Origin of the sequence: Streptomyces sp. NPDC087310 (genome assembly GCF_044744405.1) — a bacterium.
Classification (GTDB): domain Bacteria; phylum Actinomycetota; class Actinomycetes; order Streptomycetales; family Streptomycetaceae; genus Streptomyces.
Genome location: NZ_JBIUYF010000007.1, coordinates 556,993 through 575,434 on the forward strand (window position 1 = coordinate 556,993; position 18,442 = coordinate 575,434).

The 18,442-nt window shown below is 68.7% G+C and carries 18 protein-coding genes and 2 pseudogenes; 11 read left to right on the plus strand and 9 right to left on the minus strand.

Features of this window, described 5'->3' with window-relative positions:
* Positions 1-404: 404 nt before the first annotated feature.
* Together ACIO3P_RS28190 and ACIO3P_RS28195 are read right to left on the minus strand one after the other, a co-directional pair.
* Complete coding sequence (locus ACIO3P_RS28190) at positions 405-1,289, minus strand: helix-turn-helix transcriptional regulator (RefSeq protein WP_401853347.1); 885 nt, start codon at positions 1,287-1,289, stop codon at positions 405-407.
* Between the two features lie 36 nt (positions 1,290-1,325).
* Positions 1,326-2,132 carry an SDR family oxidoreductase gene (locus ACIO3P_RS28195; protein ID WP_329821866.1) on the minus strand — a complete coding sequence of 269 codons (807 nt, stop codon included), beginning with the start codon at positions 2,130-2,132 and terminating at the stop codon, positions 1,326-1,328.
* A gap of 430 nt (positions 2,133-2,562) precedes the next feature.
* Here ACIO3P_RS28195 and ACIO3P_RS28200 point away from each other — a divergent pair, with 430 nt between their 5' ends.
* On the plus strand, positions 2,563-3,051 hold the full coding sequence (locus tag ACIO3P_RS28200) for a hypothetical protein (RefSeq protein ID WP_401853344.1): 489 nt from the start codon (positions 2,563-2,565) through the stop codon (positions 3,049-3,051).
* Positions 3,052-3,060: 9 nt separating this feature from the next.
* Here ACIO3P_RS28200 and ACIO3P_RS28205 read toward each other — a convergent pair whose 3' ends face one another.
* On the minus strand, positions 3,061-3,816 hold the full coding sequence (locus tag ACIO3P_RS28205; protein ID WP_401853342.1) for a hypothetical protein: 756 nt from the start codon (positions 3,814-3,816) through the stop codon (positions 3,061-3,063).
* 880 nt (positions 3,817-4,696) lie between these two features.
* Here ACIO3P_RS28205 and ACIO3P_RS28210 point away from each other — a divergent pair.
* The 4 genes and pseudogenes from ACIO3P_RS28210 to ACIO3P_RS28225 form a co-directional block, all read left to right on the plus strand.
* On the plus strand, positions 4,697-5,137 hold the full coding sequence (locus ACIO3P_RS28210; protein ID WP_329821861.1) for a VOC family protein: 441 nt from the start codon (positions 4,697-4,699) through the stop codon (positions 5,135-5,137).
* Positions 5,138-5,564: 427 nt separating this feature from the next.
* The gene (locus ACIO3P_RS28215; RefSeq protein WP_329821857.1) at positions 5,565-6,059 is read left to right on the plus strand and encodes a MarR family winged helix-turn-helix transcriptional regulator; all 495 of its coding nucleotides are present in this window, start codon (positions 5,565-5,567) and stop codon (positions 6,057-6,059) included.
* Between the two features lie 433 nt (positions 6,060-6,492).
* A pseudogene (locus ACIO3P_RS28220) lies at positions 6,493-6,627 on the plus strand (AAA family ATPase); the annotation flags it as partial.
* 705 nt (positions 6,628-7,332) lie between these two features.
* A pseudogene (locus ACIO3P_RS28225) lies at positions 7,333-7,518 on the plus strand (IS5/IS1182 family transposase); the annotation flags it as partial.
* A 298-nt stretch (positions 7,519-7,816) separates the two neighbouring features.
* On the opposite strand, the gene ACIO3P_RS28230 reads toward ACIO3P_RS28225, so the two are convergent.
* Positions 7,817-8,143 carry a hypothetical protein gene (locus tag ACIO3P_RS28230; RefSeq protein ID WP_401853338.1) on the minus strand — a complete coding sequence of 109 codons (327 nt, stop codon included), beginning with the start codon at positions 8,141-8,143 and terminating at the stop codon, positions 7,817-7,819.
* Between the two features lie 913 nt (positions 8,144-9,056).
* On the opposite strand from ACIO3P_RS28230, the gene ACIO3P_RS28235 reads away from it, so the two are divergent.
* Positions 9,057-9,668, plus strand: a complete 612-nt coding sequence (locus ACIO3P_RS28235) for a TIGR03086 family metal-binding protein (protein WP_401853336.1) — start codon at positions 9,057-9,059, stop codon at positions 9,666-9,668.
* A gap of 274 nt (positions 9,669-9,942) precedes the next feature.
* Here the strand turns inward: ACIO3P_RS28235 and ACIO3P_RS28240 are convergent, their stop codons facing one another.
* Both ACIO3P_RS28240 and ACIO3P_RS28245 read right to left on the minus strand, forming a co-directional pair.
* On the minus strand, positions 9,943-10,194 hold the full coding sequence (locus ACIO3P_RS28240; RefSeq protein WP_401853334.1) for a hypothetical protein: 252 nt from the start codon (positions 10,192-10,194) through the stop codon (positions 9,943-9,945).
* Between the two features lie 249 nt (positions 10,195-10,443).
* Positions 10,444-10,824: a hypothetical protein gene (locus tag ACIO3P_RS28245; protein WP_401853332.1), complete on the minus strand. Its 381-nt coding sequence runs from the start codon at positions 10,822-10,824 to the stop codon at positions 10,444-10,446.
* A gap of 142 nt (positions 10,825-10,966) precedes the next feature.
* Between ACIO3P_RS28245 and ACIO3P_RS28250 the strand changes: the two genes are divergently transcribed.
* Positions 10,967-11,893, plus strand: a complete 927-nt coding sequence (locus tag ACIO3P_RS28250) for a hypothetical protein (RefSeq protein ID WP_401853330.1) — start codon at positions 10,967-10,969, stop codon at positions 11,891-11,893.
* Between the two features lie 115 nt (positions 11,894-12,008).
* On the opposite strand, the gene ACIO3P_RS28255 is transcribed toward ACIO3P_RS28250, so the two are convergent.
* Positions 12,009-12,842 (minus strand): IS5 family transposase, encoded by an 834-nt coding sequence (locus ACIO3P_RS28255; protein WP_401853999.1) that lies wholly within the window; start codon positions 12,840-12,842, stop codon positions 12,009-12,011.
* A gap of 122 nt (positions 12,843-12,964) precedes the next feature.
* Between ACIO3P_RS28255 and ACIO3P_RS28260 the strand changes: the two genes are divergently transcribed.
* From ACIO3P_RS28260 to ACIO3P_RS28275, 4 genes are all read left to right on the plus strand, one after another.
* Complete coding sequence (locus tag ACIO3P_RS28260) at positions 12,965-13,393, plus strand: hypothetical protein (protein WP_401853329.1); 429 nt, start codon at positions 12,965-12,967, stop codon at positions 13,391-13,393.
* Positions 13,394-13,542: 149 nt separating this feature from the next.
* Positions 13,543-14,376 (plus strand): hypothetical protein, encoded by an 834-nt coding sequence (locus ACIO3P_RS28265; protein ID WP_401853327.1) that lies wholly within the window; start codon positions 13,543-13,545, stop codon positions 14,374-14,376.
* Positions 14,377-14,706: 330 nt separating this feature from the next.
* Positions 14,707-15,711 carry an alpha/beta hydrolase gene (locus ACIO3P_RS28270; RefSeq protein WP_401853326.1) on the plus strand — a complete coding sequence of 335 codons (1,005 nt, stop codon included), beginning with the start codon at positions 14,707-14,709 and terminating at the stop codon, positions 15,709-15,711.
* Positions 15,712-15,808: 97 nt separating this feature from the next.
* On the plus strand, positions 15,809-17,272 hold the full coding sequence (locus ACIO3P_RS28275) for an MFS transporter (RefSeq protein WP_401853323.1): 1,464 nt from the start codon (positions 15,809-15,811) through the stop codon (positions 17,270-17,272).
* 77 nt (positions 17,273-17,349) lie between these two features.
* Here ACIO3P_RS28275 and ACIO3P_RS28280 read toward each other — a convergent pair whose 3' ends face one another.
* Together ACIO3P_RS28280 and ACIO3P_RS28285 are read right to left on the minus strand one after the other, a co-directional pair.
* Entirely contained in the window at positions 17,350-17,823 is a 474-nt protein-coding gene (locus ACIO3P_RS28280) for a zinc-binding dehydrogenase (RefSeq protein WP_401978222.1), read from the minus strand.
* Positions 17,712-18,428 (minus strand): alcohol dehydrogenase catalytic domain-containing protein, encoded by a 717-nt coding sequence (locus tag ACIO3P_RS28285; RefSeq protein WP_401853321.1) that lies wholly within the window; start codon positions 18,426-18,428, stop codon positions 17,712-17,714. Before ACIO3P_RS28285 ends, ACIO3P_RS28280 begins: the two co-directional genes overlap by 112 nt.
* Between the last annotated feature and the right edge of the window lie 14 nt (positions 18,429-18,442).

Genomic DNA, 18,442 nt, shown 5'->3' on the forward strand with positions numbered 1-18,442 from the left:
CCTTCCTCGGCTCCCCGAACCATCGGCGGGGAATGTGTCTCGTCTACGGAGGTGCACCGCCTGAGCTGATTTCACCGATCCGAACCTGGACCGATTACCCGGCCAAGGCCGTGTGACGAGCCACCAGCGCGTTGTCTTAGGCATCCCCCTACTGCTCATCGATGATGCAATTCCATCCAGCGCAGCAGTTTCCGCAATCGCATGCGAGTTGTATTGGCCCGGCATCGCTGTGATGAATCAGCCCGTCACCGACACGGCGTCGGGCGTCATCGCGCCGTCACAGCGCCATCTTCAAGGGTTCACGCGCGTGTCCACACTGAGTTTGTCTCACCCCCGTGTTTACTTTCCGGCAGATTGTTGCCCCACGTCATGGTCCGCTGACTAGTACGGCTGAAGGGGCTGGACTATCCGTTGTGTGCTTCGAGCTCGGTCGCCAGCGTCTGTTGGGTGGCCGCCCACGACGCCAGGAGCGCTAGATTGTCAGCGGTCGGTGTGCCCGCGGCTGCGGTGTAGATGTTGAGGTGCAGGCCGGGTTCGGCGGGCAGTTCCAGGGACTCGACGTCCAAGTCGAGCTGGCCCACGATCGGATGGTGCACACGCTTGCGGCCGGACCGGTGCAACCGCACGTCCTGAGATGCCCACCGCTGCCGAAACAGCTCACTGCACGTTGACAGTTCGCCGACCAGGGCGATCAGCTCCTCGTCGTGCGGATTGCGGCCGGCTTCCATGCGTAGCTTCGCGGCCGCGGCACCGGCGACTTGGTCGTAGTCGACAAAGAAGTCTCTGGCCGCCTCGGGGTTCAGATAGACGAACCGCGCTGTGTTCGCGGGCCGTCGTGGGTCGGCCAGCACCGGTGAGTACAGTGCGCGAGCGAGTTGATTCATGGCGAGCACGTCATAACGGCCGCTAGCGATCCAGGCCGGCGCATCGGAGATCGCGTCGAGCACCTGCTGCAGTGTCGAGCGCACCGTCACGGCAGGTCTACGCCGGCGTGGGCCGCTGGGCGTCCTTGATTGGCGGGCGAGGTGGAACAGGTGGTCGCGCTCGGCCTCGTCGAGTTGCAAGGCAGAGGCCAACGCGTCGAGCACGCCATCGGAGGCGCCGGCGAGGCTGCCGCGTTCCATGCGTACGTAGTAGTCGACCGATACCCCCGCCAGTAGCGCGACCTCCTCGCGGCGCAGACCTTTGACCCGACGGTTGCTGCCGTAAGCGGGCAGGCCGGCCTGCTCGGGTGCGATGCGGGCGCGCCGTGAGCTGAGAAATTCCCGGATCTCGGTGCGTAGATCCATCGCGGTTATCTCCTCACCGTAAGCCCGTCCCGCAGCCTAATGGATACCCGATGCGGTCGTTGCGGTACCGCCGTCCACCGGGATGATGGTGCCCGTGAGGTAGGACCCGGCCCGGCTGGCGAGAAACACGGCAGCACCCGCCATGTCGTCGTCGCGGCCGAGCCGGCGCAGGGGGGCCGACGCCGCGACCGTGTCGCCGATGGCATCGAGCGTGGACGCCGTCATCTGCGACGGGAACACTCCCGGTGCTACCGCGTTCACCGTGACGTGCTGTGGGCCCAACTCCCTGGCAAGTACCCTGGTGAGTTGATGGAGTGCCGCTTTGCTGCTGGCGTACGAGTAGTTGGGCGACGGGGCGACGTGGATGGCGGCGATGCTGCCGATGTTGATGATCCGTGCGGGATCATCGGCGGTGCCCGCCTTACGAAGTGCCGGGAGCAGTGCCTGCACCAGCCAGAACGGCGACTTGAGGTTGAGGTCGAGCACTTCGTCCCAGGCATTGTCCGGGAAGGTCGCCAGCGGCTCGCGCCACATCGCTCCCGCGTTGTTGACAAGGATGTCCAGGCGTTCCGAGTCGCCCTGGACAAGATCAGCGAGGCGCTGACACTCGTCGTGCCTGGACAGGTCGGCGGGGATTGCTCGCACGTCGCCGAATTCGGACAGTAGACGCTGTGCCTCCGCGCACGTGTCTGCGTTGCGTGAGCTGATGACGACGCGGGCGCCCGCCTGGAGAAGGCCGCGCGCGATCATCATCCCAATGCCTCTGGTGCCGCCAGTGACAAGGGCGTACTTTCCCCTCAGGTCGAAAAGTTCTGAGTGAGTGGTGAATTGGTTGTCCGCCATTGGTATCCGTCCGTTCTGTCGTGGAAGAATGCGCCTTACACGGTCGCGCATTCGGGGCATGAACTAATGGGGGTAAAGCTGCAGTGCGTGCCCACGGAGCGTTTTCGGCGCTTCCGACTCAACCAGGTTGACAGGCGTTTTGGATGTCTGGGAGACCCTGATGATCCAGGTACTGCGAGAGCCCCCTTGCCTGGTGCGCTGACTCACCCCGCTGACTCACCCCGGACCCACCGGCTTGATCCCCGGTCGATCGTTTCGGAGTCGTGCCGGCCGTGCCGGGGCTGAATTGCGGATTCGGGCATGGAGTGGCCGCTGGTCTGCCCAGCTCTTCCGCTTTGTCCACAGGTCTCGGGCCCTTTCGGGCAGGTGCGGGGGGAGGCGGCGGGCGGAGCGGGCCAGGCGGGCAGGCACCTTGATCAGGCGGTCACGGATGGTGGCGGTGGTCGCCCTGGCACGGAACGCGGAGGCCGGGGCGCCGGCGGCGCGGGCCAGGTTGTGTGCCAGGGCCGCCTGGGCGAGCCACGCGGCATTTGGCCTGGAAATGACCGGACGGCGCGTGGGCGAAGCCGCTGTTCTTGACATCAGCGATCACCTGCTCGACGACAGCGTGCCGGCGGTGATCACGCTCGCCATCCCTCAAGGCGATCGGAGAGTCGGTGAACGCGGCATGGTAGCGCCAGGTGTCGAAGAGCGTGCGGCGCCCGGCGGGGACGGCACCGGCGCTCCGGCGCTTGACGAGGCGCACGATCAGCCGGTCGATGACCTGCTGTTTCTTCGGCGTGGAAATGAAAGCGCTGTAGACGATCCCGGCTGTCTCGGCGTCGGAGATCCAGCACTGGCCCTCCTCGTCCCAGACCGCTTGGGGACATTTGATCGGTGTCCAGGTGTCCTCGTCGATGCGGGCGATGGTGGCCCTTGACGGAGGGGTTCATCCGCATGGTGATGGAGAAGCGGGCACCCAGGGCCCGGCAGGCGTTGATGACGTCGGCGCCGTGGAACGCGGAGTCCGCCCGCAGCACCAGCAGGCCGCCGGCGCCGCAGACGCGTGCGGTGCGAATGGTCTCAGCGACGAACGCTGCCGCCCGGGGCGCGGAGGGTTCGAGGGCCCCTTGCGCAGCCTGGTGGCGGCGATCACGAGGGCGGACAGGGGTGTGGAGACGACGCCGAGCAGTGCATTCAGGCCCTTGACCTTGCTGTATCCGTAGCCGACGCCCTGTTTGGCGTAGCCGTGGTTGCGGCGGATGGTGTCGTAGATGTCCACGTATGCGGCCTGGTCCGCGCCGGGCAGCAGCGGGGTGTGACGGGCCAGTTCGGGCAGGAACCGGCGGCTGCGGCGTGCAGTTGCTTCACATGCCCGTGGGTGAAGGAGTCGCGGGAACAACCCCAGCGTGGACGGGGGCCCGCACTCCGGAACACAGGGGCCCATTGCACCGTGCCGCAGCCCGTCCATGTCGTCGATACTGTCGGCGCCCGCGGCCACGCCGCCCACCAGCGACATCAGTGTCGCCGCAGGGAAGGCGCCGGTGCCGTCCTTCGAGGCGGGCAGCCGGACGTGCTCCCCGACCAGTGCGGGCAGACCGCACCGCTCGGCCGGCCGCACCACCGGCTCCAGCCCGCCGTACGCGATCAGGTTTGGATCATCGAACGCGGGTGAGACCGCCGCCGGAGCAGGGGAAGACTGCATCTCGGCAGTGCCTTGCCGATCGTCGTGCCTGATGTGGTCCTGGAGAAACCCCGTCATCGCAGGTCGCACGGCACTTCTTCGTTTCTGGAAGGACCATCCACCGGCATCAAGCCGGTGGATCCGGGCTGAGACACCCTGGGTCTGAGACACCCGTACAGGTCACACGACGCCGTCCAGCGCGATGGCACGCGATGTCGGGGAACGCGGGTGTCAGGTTGCCACCGGCGCGGGAGCCTACGACCACGCGACTGTCGGCACACCGGCCGATGAGTGACCGGTACTCGTCGTTCTCTAGACTTCCTGATGTCTTCGTGAGACATCAGGCGCCGGCGCATCGGTCACCCCGCCGCAGTGATGCCGCCAGGGATGAGGCCATCCCGAATACGCAGGTAGCGCACCGGGTGCCGACTGCGGTCTACCGCCGTGTCAGCGCGTACCTCGGCGACGGGGCCCGGCTGGACGGTGACGTACCGGAGCTTGTTCCCGGAGCCCCATCCAGAGCTGATCTGTATCCCCGTCCACGGACGCTCGGGCCCGCCGGGGGCCCGGCGCGGCCCCCGGCTAGTGTCGGCGCCGCGCTACGGGGCCCGGAGGGGTGCGGCGAGGGCGAGCGGCAAGGGGAACTCCACCCGCCAAGGGTGACTCGGCACTCTGACGGGGACGGCACGCTGCGACTGATCGTCTTCATGTGAGCGGCCACCTGCGCCACACTTACCCTCGGTGGTGGCGCCTGGCTCTCAGGTCTGCTGGAGCGGTGCTGAGGCGCGATCCAGATTTTTCGGAGTTCGGCGGTCCGAGGATGTCGAGAACGTGTCACCGGCTCCGTCCCAGGGACATCGGCGGCCACCACCGGCCGTACGAGGAAGAAGGAGAAATCAGCATGGCGATTCAGCGGATGGACAACGTCGGCATCGTCGTCGAGGACATGGACGCCGCCATCGCGTTCTTCGTGGAACTCGGTATGGAGCTGGAGGGCAGGGCGGAGGTCGAGGGCCTCGTCGCCGACCAGTGCACCGGCCTCGACGGCGTCCGCTGTGACATCGCGATGGTCCGGACCCCGGACGGTCACAGCCGACTCGAGCTGGCGAAGTACCGCAGCCCCGCGGTGATCAGCGCCGGTCCGCGCAACCGGCCGCACAACATTCTGGGCACGCACCGCGTCATGTTCGCCGTCGACGACATCGAGGACACTGTTGCCCGCCTGCGGCCTCACGGCGCCGAACTCGTCGGCGAGATCGCCCGGTTCGAGGACAGTTATCTGCTCTGCTACCTCCGCGGCCCGGAAGGCATCATCGTCGGACTGGCCGAGCAACTGAGCTGAGAAGGAGAAACCGAACCATGCGGCCGAATCGAGGTTGTGAACCGTCCGATCAGCCAGGAGCTGCTGGCCCGTGACGTGACCCACTTGGCCTACGTCGCCAAGGTCGGAACCCCGGACAAGGTACCGATCGCCTTCACCTGGAACGGGTCGCACATCGTCATCTGTACGACGAAGAACGCGCCCGGACTCCCGTGGCCACCCTTACGCACAGGCTGCTGAAACGACGGCACCAGTAGGTGGGACACATCTGAGTGTCTGGAGAACCGTTGTCAACGAACGGTGGACCGTCCGAGTGAGCGGACATCTCAGTTCTTTGCACGCGGGCAGTTGATCTCCCTGCCCGCGTACGACTGTTCGTCCCTCGAATGGGATGTGTGAGCGTTGGGGCCTGTTGCGCTGGCGGTGTGATGGGGGATGTAGCGTCGCAATGGTGAGACCGCTGACTGACACCACCACCGACCAGGCGCCGGCTGATCCGGCCGCCACCGACGACATGCTGGCCACTCAGCCCATCGGATACTGGAGTGGCCTCGCCCACGCGGCCGTGACCGGGCATCTGCGTGACGCCATGGCCAGGATCGACGTCACGCAGCCGCAGTACTGGGTGCTGAACCGGGTGAACGCCGGGCCCGCGGCGCCGAGTCGCGAGGAGGCCGTCATTCAGCTAACGCCCCTCGCGGACGGGCCGCACGAGATCGCTCGTGTGATCGACCAGTTGGTCCACCGCGGCTGGCTCCGGATCGACGCCGGGCAGCGCCTGCAGCTCACCGAATCTGGGGAGGCTGCCAGGGTGCGGTTGCGCGAGCTGGTGACCGAGCTGCGTGCCGTGGTCCACGAGGGCATCAGCGACGAGGAGTACGTGGCCACGCTCAGGGTGCTGCGCAGGATGGTCGCCAACGTCGAGGACAACGGGGGCTCCTAGGTTCTGCCTCTTCGGTCAGCCGATGAACTCGTCGAGGAGAAACGCTCTGGCCTGGCTGGTCCAGTGGGACGATCCTGACCTGCTCGGGCGGCTGGCTCCGGCAGACGACCGAGGTGCTCGATGACCCGCTTGCGCAGGAGAAGGTAATCGTCCCCAGCGACGCAGGGGGCCCGGCGGGCGCTCGACGACACGGGCCTCGGCGACGGACTCGCGCCGCTGGAACTGGCCCGCCAGTCACGGATAGCCGGGCGAGTCCGCATCCCCACGCGTGGGGCGCGTGTCCCGTTCAGCGGAGACCAGCGGTTTGCCCGGCGAACGGGGCCTCGTACAGTCGCGCGTACGCACTGTCGGCGGGGGCGGTCGGCCGTGGCGTGGCGGCAGTCCAAGGGGGTCCGAGAACAGCGGCAGCGAGGTTGTGGCCGATTGTCGGCCCAAGTCCTTCACCGACCCTGCCTCTGCGCGGCTGTCGTCGATCGCCTCACCTTCAACGGCACCATCATCGAGACGGGCACCGACTCCTACCGTCTCGCCGACAACCCGAGCCAGAGCCGAAACAGGGGCCGGCTGACCTCCACAAGTCCGGTTTCAGAGTCCGCCGCCCCGTCGACGGCGGGCTGCCGACGGGGCGGGTGAGGGATCCGCCTCATTGTTCATCGTGGTCGTCGTTCCCCTCGGCGGCATCCACGAACTGATCGCGCCCCGCAGCTCACACCCCTACCCGGACTCGTCAGGACGATGGTCTCCGCCTCGCCAAGGACTTGGGGACCCGCCCCGAGCAGCTCTCGATCAGAAGTCCCCTGGGGCAACTCGTGGACCGGCGTGTCCTTCAGCTCCGAGTGGCTGCTGGACCTCACCCCGGCGGAACTCGCCCGGACGAGCGATGAGCTTGAGCGATGGCCCGACGCTGGCGGGAGCAGGACAAGGCCGCCAAGCCGGCCGCCGGGCCCCGCCCCGGTGAAGCGGAGGGCGCCCGCCCTCACACCCGGCGCCGTGGCACCCCGCGCTAGGACCATGGGTGGCAGCCAGCCCTTGCGGCCCGAGGTCCTGGCAGCGGCCACCTGGTCGTCGGCGTAGTCGAAGAACTGCTGGAGCTCCGCCTTGGCCAGGGCAGGCCGTCCGGGACGGCCTTCGTACTCGGCCCGCTCCGGGCCGACCTGCTGGCGTCGCCTGGACCGGCGGCAGAAGTCAGGAGTCTTCGCCCGGCTGCACCGGGTCCTGCTCCCGGAGCTGAACGCGGCCGACTGGGACAGACACCGGTCCGTCGTCGGCCGACCGCCGGAAGACGGGCAGCAAACACCACCTGATCTGCCGCGGACGTGGCACCCCGCTCAAGGTCATCACCACCGCGGCCAACGTCAAAGACGTGACCCAGGCTCTCGCCCTGGTCGTCGGCATCCCCGTGCCGCGGGCCGCCTCGGCCAGCCCTACCGGCGACCGAAAGCCCTGCTCGGCGACCTAGGCTACGACTCCAACGCCCACCGCGACGAGCTGCGTCGTGGACGGCTCCTGCCCGTCATCCTCCGCAGGGGATCACCGAACATCAAGGCCCTCGGCAAGCTCCGCTACGTGGTGGAGCAGACCCTTCGCCCTGCTCCACACGTCAAACGCTTTGCCGTCCGCTGGGAGCGCCGTACGCAACTGCACGACGCCTTCGTCCTTCGCCTGCAGTCTCATCTGCTACCGACGTCTCAAGAAGGCCCGCTCCTGATCGGATCCCGAGCGATCACGCGCCGCGCAGTACCTCGAGAGACCCTGGGCTACTGGTGCGGCACCTGCCTGGTTGCGGTCGGCTCCGTAGCGTCTGTCTCGGCTGCGGTGAGGATGAGCCGTCCTTCAACTCGTGTTTCGACGACATGGACCAGCAGCGCGCTCGCGTCGTCAAAGCGTAGGGTGAAGTACGGATCGAGCTGTCTCAGGAGGTTGAAGTTCTCCCTGTGCTCCGCGGCCGGGGGAGGCTCGGGAGTCGCCTCGCACGTCCAGTTGTCTCCGGTGACCCGGACCGTGACCCGTACAGGAAGCCTGCCCAGGCACGTTGATCGATTGGCCCACCACTCAAGCGTCGCGGTGCCCTCGTAGCGGTCCATGGTCCAAGTGTCGCGGGGGAGGAGGCGGCCCTGTGCCGACGGTGCGGCGCCGGGAGTCGCAAGATCGTGTTACGAGCTCATAGGGGCTGGGCCGTGATCGTGTATGCGCTATTCGGATCGGCGGCGGATGGCTGAGAGGAGGCGCCGCATGCCAACCAGGTGCCCGCTGGTCCCGATGACCAGCCGTTGGTAGATGCCGTCGGCCAGGCCGGGAAACGCGGCTCGACTTTCGGCGCGCAGCCGTGATCGACACGGACCGACATCTTCGAGGCGAAAGATCAGGGCGTAGGACGAGAAACGATGGCGCCCCTCAAGGACCCGCTCCCGTCCCGGGACGACAGCGACCACCCGAAAGCCGGGCAACGTCGAGCCTTCGGCCATGGGCCGTGGCCCAGAGGCTGTGCAGTCGGCGGATCCCACCCATCTCGCGTAGCCGGCCATACCAGGACCCGAGAAGGATCGGTCCAGTGTCTCGCCCAGACTGTGCCGGACGTCGTCGATCCCCGCCGCAATGACCGTCGCGTGCTCATCGATGTACGGCAACGAAGCGATTGGCATCAAAGTCTCCGTGAGGACCGGTCCAGGTTGGTGCGATTCGTTCTCAGGGGAGTTCCTGATCACGCCATGAGGTCGTAGTCGTGCCGGTCAGGGGTGAGACGGAGCCGTTGGTGTACGCGGGCGAGGTGACAGGCGAAGTAGACGTCGCCCCGATCCGGCGTAAGGCGTACTTCATGGCCCTCACTCTGTTCGGGGCGGTCAGGGGATGTTGATGAACACGGCAGAGATATGAACGTACTGTTCTCCGCGGTGAGAGTCGCCGGTCCGGTACTGCGGCACTGGCCGCACTGCTACGGATGCAGAACGCCTCCTCATTTCGTAGCTCGTGCTCACCCCGACGAGCGAAAGGGAACTGATGTCCTCTCATCCGGTGCTCCCCGTCCTGGACCAACTGGCACGTGTGATCGGCGCGTCGACCCCTGAGCAGGACACGGCGCCGACACCGTGCGCCGATCTCGACGTGGTCTCGCTGCGCCGGCACCTGCTCGGCGGAATCGGGTACTTCACCATCATCCTGGCCGACCCGGACGGCGACCAGCGGCCGGATCCGCGGGCCTACTCCGGTCCCGACGAGACCGGAGTCCTGGTTGAGGCGATCGGGGAACTGTCGGCGGTCGTGTGTGGGGCACTGGCCGCCGGCGTTGAAACGGTTTCTGTGCGGGCGCCCGCGCTGGGTGGCACGTTCCCCGGTGACTACGTGCTGAGCATGCTGGTCGCCGAGACCGTGGTGCACGGCTGGGACGTCGCCCGCGCCACCGGTCAGGTCTGGCAGCCCGACTCCGCGGCGTCGGAGCAGGCGCACGCACTGCTCGCCGACCAGATCAAGCCGGAGTACCGGGGCAGCGCGGGCATGCCGTTCGCCCCCGAGGTGCCGGTGGGCCCGGACGCCCCGGCACTGGACCGGCTGCTGGGCTTCGCGGGCCGATCACCGGACTGGACGCCCACGCTTGTCACCAAGGGCGGTTGACCAAGGCCGGGGCGACCGCGACATCCTCGCCGAACGGATTGTTCTCATGGAGCGGCGCTTCCCGCCAGAGCTGCCCAACCCCGGTCACGTCACCGAGCAGTAGCCGCGGGCACCGATCCGGCGGATCCACGCGCCTTTCCCTCCTGGGTCCCGGTCTTGCCGATGTCTCACGGCGTTTCGGGGTGGCAGACGTCGCAGGCCTCACTGCCCGGTAGTCCAGCAGCGTCCGGGCCTGGCCGCTGGTGACGGGGGAGACGTTCCGGCTGGCGGGTACTCAGCAGTCGTGCCGGTGGATACGGACCGGCGGCGTACCGCCGGGCTCGACGCCGACCCGGATCCGCTCGACCGTCAGAGGTTCGGTGGCTGGTGGTGGTGAGGGCGGAGGAGGAGGCCGCCGGCTGGTACGGGCCCGGACGAGTGCCGCGCAGTTCCTGCGGCCCGGCACACCCTCGTACAACTGGCCGGGGACGGGCGCCACGTGCGTGGCGGGCGCGGTGGTGATGATGTCGTACGGCTCAGCCGCCACGTCCTGGTCCCGGAGTTGCACCGTGCACCACAAGGTGACCGCGCACTCGTACATCCACCGGCCGCCCGCCGTCTGCCACCTGCTCAGGAGCCCGCCCGTCAGCTCCTGCCCGCCCGCGAACCTGATCCGTACGGCGGCTCGCTGCCGGGCTGGAAGCGCCCCGCCCGCCGATGCCGCTCATGGGCTACGCCCACCGGGGCGAGGCGCGGGATGCGGCGGCTGTCCTGCGGCCGGGAAGGCCAGATGCGTTCACGACGCGCGGGCTTCGCGCTCAGCGAGTGCGGCGGCGGTACGCGCGGCCGGACGCAGTTCGGCGCGCAGGGCCGGCGACCGGCCGGGCTCGCCCGTGAGAGAGGGGTGGTGGGCGATGACGTCCGACAACTGCAGCAGACGCCGGCGCAGCACCGTGGTCCCAGGACGCGATGCAGCGAGGGCTTCGTAGGTGCGGTTCCACTCCCACTGCGCCCGGAGCAGATCCTTCGGGGAAGGTAGGTGATGCCATAAACGGCAGTAGATCAGATGCTCGATTTTCTCGTCATGTCTGCACGCGTACGGTCCGGCGGCGTTGTGTGACTGAGCGCTTGCTGCGCCCTGACTCCCAGGTGGCTTCGAGTCGTCCGGATCGCGCATGATCGAATCTCTGTGGCTTCGACGGTGGGGCGGTATGGATGTGAGGGACTGGCGGACTGATCCGGCGTTCGAGATGTGCCGGGCTCTGGTGGATGGGGTGGACCCGGCCTTGTTCGCGGGAGGTCTGTTCGACGTCCGGGCTGTGGCGGCGATTATCCGGCCCGAGACCATCGACGGAGCCATCCTCGACGACCTTCCGTGGGGGAACTTTCCTCATGGGGACGAGGCCCGGGAGGCCGTTCGCCTGCTGCTCAGCGGCGATGGACCCGCCTGCGACGCGATGGGTGTGCTGATCGGCACGTGCGCCGACGACAGCCGGGCCGCGGCCGCTCTCGCCGTACCGTTCCTGATCCAGATCGCGACCGACCCTCACCATCCACACCGCGCCGACGCCCTCGGCGGTCTCGCCGCCCCGGCCCGCGCCCGTCACTTCGGTACTGCCTCCCGCGACGAACTCCTCCTCCACCGCTCCGGTCCCCAGCACGACGTCCTCGACGACTACGACGACTACGGCGTCGAGGTGACCGGCTACCCGGCGGGCTGGTCGGTGGCCGCCGCCCGAACCGCGATCACCGCCGGAACCCCCGTGCTCCTGCCTCTCTTCAACGACTCCGACCCCGCCATGCGTATCGGCGCCTCCTATGCTCTCGCTACCGCGGCTGACCCTGGCCGTACGGTCCGAAGCGCCTTCGCCACCCGGTTCGCCAAGGAGCAGGATCCCCTGACCCTGGCAGCCTTGGTTCTCGCCACCGCAGAGACGACACGCGCCCACTCTCACCGGCCGGACACCGCGTGGATCCGTGAGCTGTGGCAGGACCGGACACAGGTCCCCGAAGTCCGCCTGGCCGGCGCGATCGGCTGGCTCTGCCTTACCGACCAACCTGCCCCGGACGCCCTGCGGACCGCCGTTGACGCTCTGGCCACCGCAGAGCGCGCCCGCGCCATGGACGTTCTGCCCTGGATGACCGCTGCCGGATGCGGCGAACCGGGACTTCTACGCTGCCTCCGCCGCATGCTCCGCCCCGAAGAGCCCGAACCGAACGACGACCCCTGGGCCCTACTGCCCTGAACGACGCGCGGCCGGCCTTCCGTTATTCCGTCCGCGCACCGGCCCGCGTCTGTGCATCGCAGTTGTCCGTCGGGGCCAACTACGTTGCTTAGAGGTCGCGCAGATAGGCGTGTGGTCATGGGGGGCGGTTCGGGCGTTCGTCCCAGCGGTGGCTGGTCCATGTCTGACGGATCAGGCTACGCACGGTGATGATTGTGTCGGCGAGGTCGAAGAAGGCGTCGATGACGGTGGTGCGGCGCTCGTAGCAGCGGGCGAGGCGGCAGAAGGCGTTCTGCCAGGCATGGGTGCGCTCCACGTGCCATCTCTGGCTTGCCTGGATCGGTGCCTTCTCGCCCTTGTGCGCGATCTGGCCGTGCAGGCCGCGTTCGTCGAGCAGGGCGCGGGTCTTGTCCGAGTCGTAGCCGGCGTCCAGGTGGACGGTGATGTGGTCGGGCAGGGGGCCGAGGTCGTTCAGACGGTCCAGGGTCGGTGCGAGCAGCGGGGAGTCGTGGCGGTTGGCTCCGGCCAGGACGCGGCCCAGTGGAATGCCGTAACCGTCTGTCATGCCGGAGCGTTTCATGCCCTGTTTGCCGCAGTCGACCGGGGAGCGGCCGGCGGCTTCTCCGCCGCCGGGGGCTTTGGTGATGGAGCCGTCGACGGCGATCCGGTCGAGGAAGAGGCCGACGATGCGATCGTAGGAGGCCAGCGCGATCTGCTTGAACTCGGCGAATATGCCGAGCCGGATCCACTCGTTACGGCGGTTGCGGATCGTGGTGGCCGAACAGGTTGTGCCGGCGATGGCCTGGTAGGAGCAGCCGAAGCGCAGGAGCTGGAGCAGCTTGTCGAAGACGATCCGGTCGCTGATGCGTGGGCGGTGGCAGTCCAGCGGGTGGTCCGGGTGGTACTCCCGCCGCTCGGGCAGCAGGGCCGCGAATTGGCCCCAGAGCGGTTCGGTCAGCCATGATGGCAGTACAGGCGCAGGTCTCCCCGTTGATCACAGAGCGTCGCAACTCCATGATCGCCAGGATCTGTGCCTGTCTTGCTGCCGGAGTACCGCTACCGGACCTATCTGCGCGACCTCTGAGTCGCACCGTGCAGTCGGCCGGCTTCCGTGACCGTCAACTTGGCCTGTTCACGCAGACGCCGGAGTTCCGCTCCCAGGCGTCGCTGCCGGATGGTGGGCGGGAGCTATCGCCGCAGGACCCTGCCCAGGAGTCGTTCGATTACGAACAGGAGTTGCACGACCTCGTACATGACATCGCGCCCCGGTTCTTCGCCGTGGTCGTGGAGTACCGCGACGGAGAAGGGGACATCGGCCGCGATGCCGCGGTTGTCGCCTGGGGGATGGCACAAGAGAACGGAGTCGCCGAGGTGACACGGATGGACGGCGGAGGCCAGTTGCGCCTCGCGGCGCCCGAGAACGTGAAGCGGTACTTCGGTCGGGCAGACGGGTGTTCACCACGGATCGTCTGGCTGGCGCCCGTAGGGGTGGCTCAGAACAAGAACGCTCGTGCCGCCTGAGCGCAGCCCGGACATACGGGAGGGCCGGACGGACTCCAGCCCTCGCGTATGACCACCACAACGTGTGAACAGAAGCCGTACGGACCATCGAGTGGCCCCGCATGCACGCGGCCACGACTGCCGAACGGGCCCCGTCCGACAGGCCACTTATGAAGAAGGCCGCGAAGGCGTCGGCCCACTTCGTCAAGCAGCACGCGGCGACGATCGCCTCGGTCGCGGTGGGCGTGGTGGTCTTCGCGGGCTGCACCGCCGCCACGGGCGGCGTGGGCGTGATCGGCTGCGCGGCCCTGGCGGGCGCGGCGGCCAACGGCGTCGGCTACATGATGAGCGACGGCCCCAAGTCGGTCGGCGGCTTCCTCGGCTCCGTAGCGGTAGGCGCGGCCACGGGCGCCCTCGGCGGCGCGGCGGGCGGCCTGGCGGCGGGGGCCGCCGGGCGTCTGCTGGCGGGCGTGGGCGGCCGGGTCGTCCAGGGCGCGGCCCAGGGCACGGCGGGCGGCGCGGCGGAAGGCGCGGTCGGCTACGGCATCTCGTGCGCCTCGTCCGAGGAGGGGTGCAGCGTCAGCGGCGCCGCCAAGGTCACCGCGATAGGCGCGGCGACGGGCGGCATCTTCGGCGCGGCGGCCGGCAAGTTCGCCACCCGCAACGCCTGGACCCAGGCCTACAAACTCAAGCCCGGCCAGAAACTCCAGAACGACGCGGGCGACCCCGATGAACTATTTCGCGAGATCGCGACCGTGCATATTAAGCTTGCCAATCCGAAGACGTTTCACTGGTGGCATCACGCGGTCCCCAGCAAGGGACGGTGGCAGGCGCGGGAAACCCCGGTGATGCGGGGGAGGTTCACGGGGCAGCGCGTGGTCCAGGCGGCAAGGGACTGTCCTCGGTGGTGCCGGCCTGTGGGCTGCACTCCGGCGTCAGGTTCCGGCCTTCTCCTCTCAACGCCAGCCGCGGACCGTGCGGCGGCGGCCTCCACCGTCTCCTGAATTCTGCCGCCCCGGGGATCGTGGTGGTAGTGGGCGTGGCCGTCACCAAAGAGTGGACATCGGTCCTCGACCTGACTTTCGCCTTCGGCGCCCCGCCGGCCGGCGCCCCGGTCGGCCCTGATCGCCGGCCTCTACCCGTCCTGCGTGCGGCCCGCATGGAACCGGTCGACGCCCTCCGCGCGCCGTCGTAACGCGTGGGAAGAGGTGGAGGCAGCTAATGATAGTTGACTACCGATACGAGGTGGGGTTGACTGGTCAATAATCGATAGTCAGGTATCGTTTAGCGGTGTCGATGTCGCGGCCGCACAAGGAAATGCGAGGAAAGTTACGATGAGTAACATCGATGCGAGGGCGCAGGCAGAACCAGTCCGGCCAGTGCCGTTCGACCCCGAGCTCGCGACCGCGCTCGCAGCCGTGCAGGAGTTCATGCCCACCGGGGGCCTGAAGCTGGGGAGCATCCCGGACCGGCGGCTGCTCGCCGGCCAGGCGCCCACGCCTTCGCACGAGGAACTCTCCCTGGACGGCACCTATCGCGTCGAGGAGCGCCAGGTGCCCGGCCCGCAGGGTGCGCCGGACATCAAGCTGCTGATCTGCCGGCCCGCGGAAGCCCGGACGCCGACGGCTGCCGTCTACCACGTCCACGGCGGCGGCATGATCATGGGCGACAGTCGGACCTTCCTGCCCGAACTCCTTTCAACGGTGCGGGGCATGGGGATCGCGGTCGTATCAGTGGAGTACCGTCTCGCCCCGGAAACCCCCCACCCCGGTCCGGTCGAGGACTGCTACGCGGGGCTCGTCTGGACCGTGGAGCACGCCGACGAGCTGGGGATCGACCCTGCGAGAGTCGTGATCGCCGGCGGCAGCGCGGGCGGCGGGCTGACCGCCGCGGTGGCATTGCTGGCACGGGACCGCGGCGGCCCGGAGCTGACGGCACAGATGCTGATGAGCCCGATGCTGGACGACCGCAACGACTCGTACTCCGCGATCCAGATGGCCGGCCTGGGCATCTGGGACCGCGCCGAGAACCAGGTCGGCTGGACCGCACTGCTCGGCGACGCCGTCGGCGGCCCGGACGTCTCTCCTTACGGGGCACCCGCCCGGGCGACCGACCTGTCCGGCCTGCCGCCGACGTTCATCGATGTCGGCGCGGCCGAGACGTTCCGCGACGAGGCCGTCACCTACGCCGGCCGAATCTGGCAGGCGGGCGGTCAGGCGGAGCTGCATGTCTGGCCCGGAGTGTTCCACGGGTCTCTCGGATTCGCCCCACAGGCACGGGTCTCGCAGGACACCTTCGCCGCCTACCGCGCGTGGCTCCGCCGCGTCCTCGCCCTCTGAGACGCCTTCACGTGCCGACCGCACCGGCCTTGGCAAGGTGCCAACAGTAGGCCGGCGCGGGCCTCTGTTCCCGATCCCCGCTCGCAGGAGCCCCCTCATGACCAGCCCTCCGCCCACCACCCGAGCCAGGGGCATCATCGTCACTCTGGCGCTCGCCGGCATCGTGGCCTCGGTCATGCAGACCCTGGTGGTGCCGCTGCTCACCGAGCTGCCCAGGATTCTTGGCACCAGCTCGTCCAACGCCTCCTGGGTGGTGACCGCGACGCTGCTGACGGGCGCGGTGTTCGGCCCGGTCGGCGGGCGCCTCGGCGATATGTACGGCAAGCGGCGCATGCTGCTCGTGTGCTGTGCCCCGCTGATCATCGGCTCGGTGGTGTGCGCGCTGTCCTCGTCGGTCGTTCCGATGATCGCGGGCCGCGGCCTGCAGGGCATCGGGATGGGCGTCGTGCCGCTCGGCATCAGCCTGCTGCGTGACGTGATGCCGGTGGCGAAGCTCGGCTCCTCCATCGCGTTGATCAGCGCGTCCCTGGGCATTGGCGGCGGCCTCGGACTGCCGATCGCGGCCGGGGTCGCGCAGTACGCCAGCTGGCGCGCGCTGTTCTGGGGCGCTGCCGCCCTCGCGCTGGTGGTCACCGCCATGATCTGGTTCCTCGTCCCCGAGACCCCTGCGGGCGCCGAAGGGCAGCGCTTCGACTTCGTCGGCGCCGTCGGCCTCGGCGGCGGACTGGTGTGTCTGCTGGTCGCGGTCTCCAAGGGCGCGGACTGGGGCTGGGGCTCCGGGACCACACTCGGCCTGTTCACCGCCTCGGCGGTGCTGCTGCTCTCCTGGGGCTACTGGGAGCTGCGCACCCGTGACCCGTTGGTGGACCTGCGCACCGCCGCCCAACCGCGGATCCTGCTGACCAACACCGCCTCGGTCCTGGTCGGCTTCGGCATGTACGCCCAGTCGCTGATCACCCCGCGGCTTCTCCAACTGCCCGAGTCGACGGGGTACGGTCTGGGCCAGTCCATGCTGGCCATGGGGCTGTGGATGGCTCCGGCCGGCGTGATGATGATGCTGATCTCGCCGATGGGCGGAAAGCTCACCGCCGCCTTCGGCCCCAAGGTCACGCTCGTCGTGGGCGCCCTGGTGATCTCGGCCGGCTACGCGTTGTCGCCGGCCCTGATGGGCTCCACATGGGGCCTGCTGATTGTCGCCCTGGTGGTCAGCTGTGGGGTGGGCCTGGCGTACGGCGCGATGCCCGCGCTGATCATGAGTGCCGTGCCGACGTCAGGGACCGCCTCCGCCAACAGCTTCAACGCCCTGATGCGCTCGCTGGGCACCTCGTTCGCCGCCGCGGTGATCGGTGTGGTGCTCGCGCAGATGACCACCACGACGGTCGGCTTCACCATTCCGTCGGAAGCCCGCCTCCGTACCGGCATGATGATCGGCTGCGGCGTGGCCCTGCTGGCCGCCGCGGTCGCCGCGGTCATCCCCACCGGACGCGGTCCCGCCACCGCCGCCGGGGAGGAGAGGCCCGAACCGGCGGCGGCCTCCGAAGCGCCCGCTTCGGCCACGTGAGGCACGGCAGAGCGGTGGAGCGGTGGAGCGGTGGAGTAGAGCGGTGCGCCGGAACGGGCCGGGTTGTCGCTCCCTTCCTACTCCGGAACGATGACGGAGCGGACACCTTCGGCCCGGTCGAGCAGTGCGATGCCGTCGTTGACCTCGTCGAGCGATATGCGCCGGGTGACCATCGAGCCAAGGTCCAGCTGTCCGGTCTCGGCCATCCTGATGAAGCGGGGGAAGTCCCGGAGGATCTGGGAGCCGCCCATGACGGAGCCCTGGAGTCGCTTGCCGGAGAAGACGGCCGACATCGCCGGGATCGACAGGACGGTATCCATGGCCGGAGGCATTCCGACGAGCGTCACCGAGCCCGCCGACCGCGCCATGTCGAAGGCCTGGTTCATGAGTTGAGGCAATCCGACGACCTCGAAGGCGTGGTCGACACCGCGCCCGCCGGTCAGGCCACGCACCTGCTCGACCGGGTCGCCCTCGGCCGGGTCGATGGTGTGGGTGGCGCCTGATCGCAGGCTCGACTCCCGGCGACCGGGTGCCAGGTCGATGGCGATGATGACGGACGCGCCGGCGATGCGCGCCCCTGGATCACCGACTGTCCGACGCCTCCGCAGCCGATGACCGCCACCGTCGACCCGGGTTCCACGCCGGCGGTGTGCAGGGCGGCGCCGAGGCCCGTCGTCACCCCGCAACCCAGGAGAGCGAGTTGCTCGTCGGGCAGGTCGGTCCGTACGGTCACGACCGACGCTTCGTCGACGACCATGGCCTCGGCGAACGAGCCGCAGCCACACGCCGCGATCGCCTTCCGCCCGTCGGCAAGATCGAAGCGCGGCACGTAGATCCCCGCCACACGCTCGCAGTGCTGGGACATGGCGTTCGTACACCACCAGCACGCACCGCAGGCGGGGGCCACCGAGGCCAGGACCCGGTCTCCCGCCTTCACCCGGCGCACCTCGGGGCCGACGGCCTCGACGGTTCCGCAGGCTTCGTGGCCGGGCACGACGGGCATGGGCCTGCTGGTGTCCCGCATCATGGTGACGTCGGTGTGACAGATGCCGCTGGCCGTGATGTTCACCAGGACGTCGCGCGGCCCGATGGCGGGCGTAGGCAGGTCCTCGATGACAAGTGGCTCATCGGCCTTGTACGAGACGGCGACCTTCATGGCGCGTCTCCTTT

Coding starts and splice junctions, on each gene's coding strand:
- ACIO3P_RS28190 (WP_401853347.1), bottom strand. CDS start 1,289: ATGGATCTACGCACCGAGATCCGGGAATTTCTCAGCTCACGGCGCGCC.
- ACIO3P_RS28210 (WP_329821861.1), top strand. CDS start 4,697: ATGGCGATTCAGCGGATGGACAACGTCGGCATCGTCGTCGAGGACATG.
- ACIO3P_RS28270 (WP_401853326.1), top strand. CDS start 14,707: ATGAGTAACATCGATGCGAGGGCGCAGGCAGAACCAGTCCGGCCAGTG.
- ACIO3P_RS28215 (WP_329821857.1), top strand. CDS start 5,565: ATGGTGAGACCGCTGACTGACACCACCACCGACCAGGCGCCGGCTGAT.
- ACIO3P_RS28195 (WP_329821866.1), bottom strand. CDS start 2,132: ATGGCGGACAACCAATTCACCACTCACTCAGAACTTTTCGACCTGAGG.
- ACIO3P_RS28230 (WP_401853338.1), bottom strand. CDS start 8,143: ATGGACCGCTACGAGGGCACCGCGACGCTTGAGTGGTGGGCCAATCGA.
- ACIO3P_RS28265 (WP_401853327.1), top strand. CDS start 13,543: ATGAAGAAGGCCGCGAAGGCGTCGGCCCACTTCGTCAAGCAGCACGCG.
- ACIO3P_RS28235 (WP_401853336.1), top strand. CDS start 9,057: ATGTCCTCTCATCCGGTGCTCCCCGTCCTGGACCAACTGGCACGTGTG.
- ACIO3P_RS28245 (WP_401853332.1), bottom strand. CDS start 10,824: ATGCGCGATCCGGACGACTCGAAGCCACCTGGGAGTCAGGGCGCAGCA.
- ACIO3P_RS28200 (WP_401853344.1), top strand. CDS start 2,563: ATGGTGGCGGTGGTCGCCCTGGCACGGAACGCGGAGGCCGGGGCGCCG.
- ACIO3P_RS28275 (WP_401853323.1), top strand. CDS start 15,809: ATGACCAGCCCTCCGCCCACCACCCGAGCCAGGGGCATCATCGTCACT.
- ACIO3P_RS28285 (WP_401853321.1), bottom strand. CDS start 18,428: ATGAAGGTCGCCGTCTCGTACAAGGCCGATGAGCCACTTGTCATCGAG.
- ACIO3P_RS28205 (WP_401853342.1), bottom strand. CDS start 3,816: ATGCAGTCTTCCCCTGCTCCGGCGGCGGTCTCACCCGCGTTCGATGAT.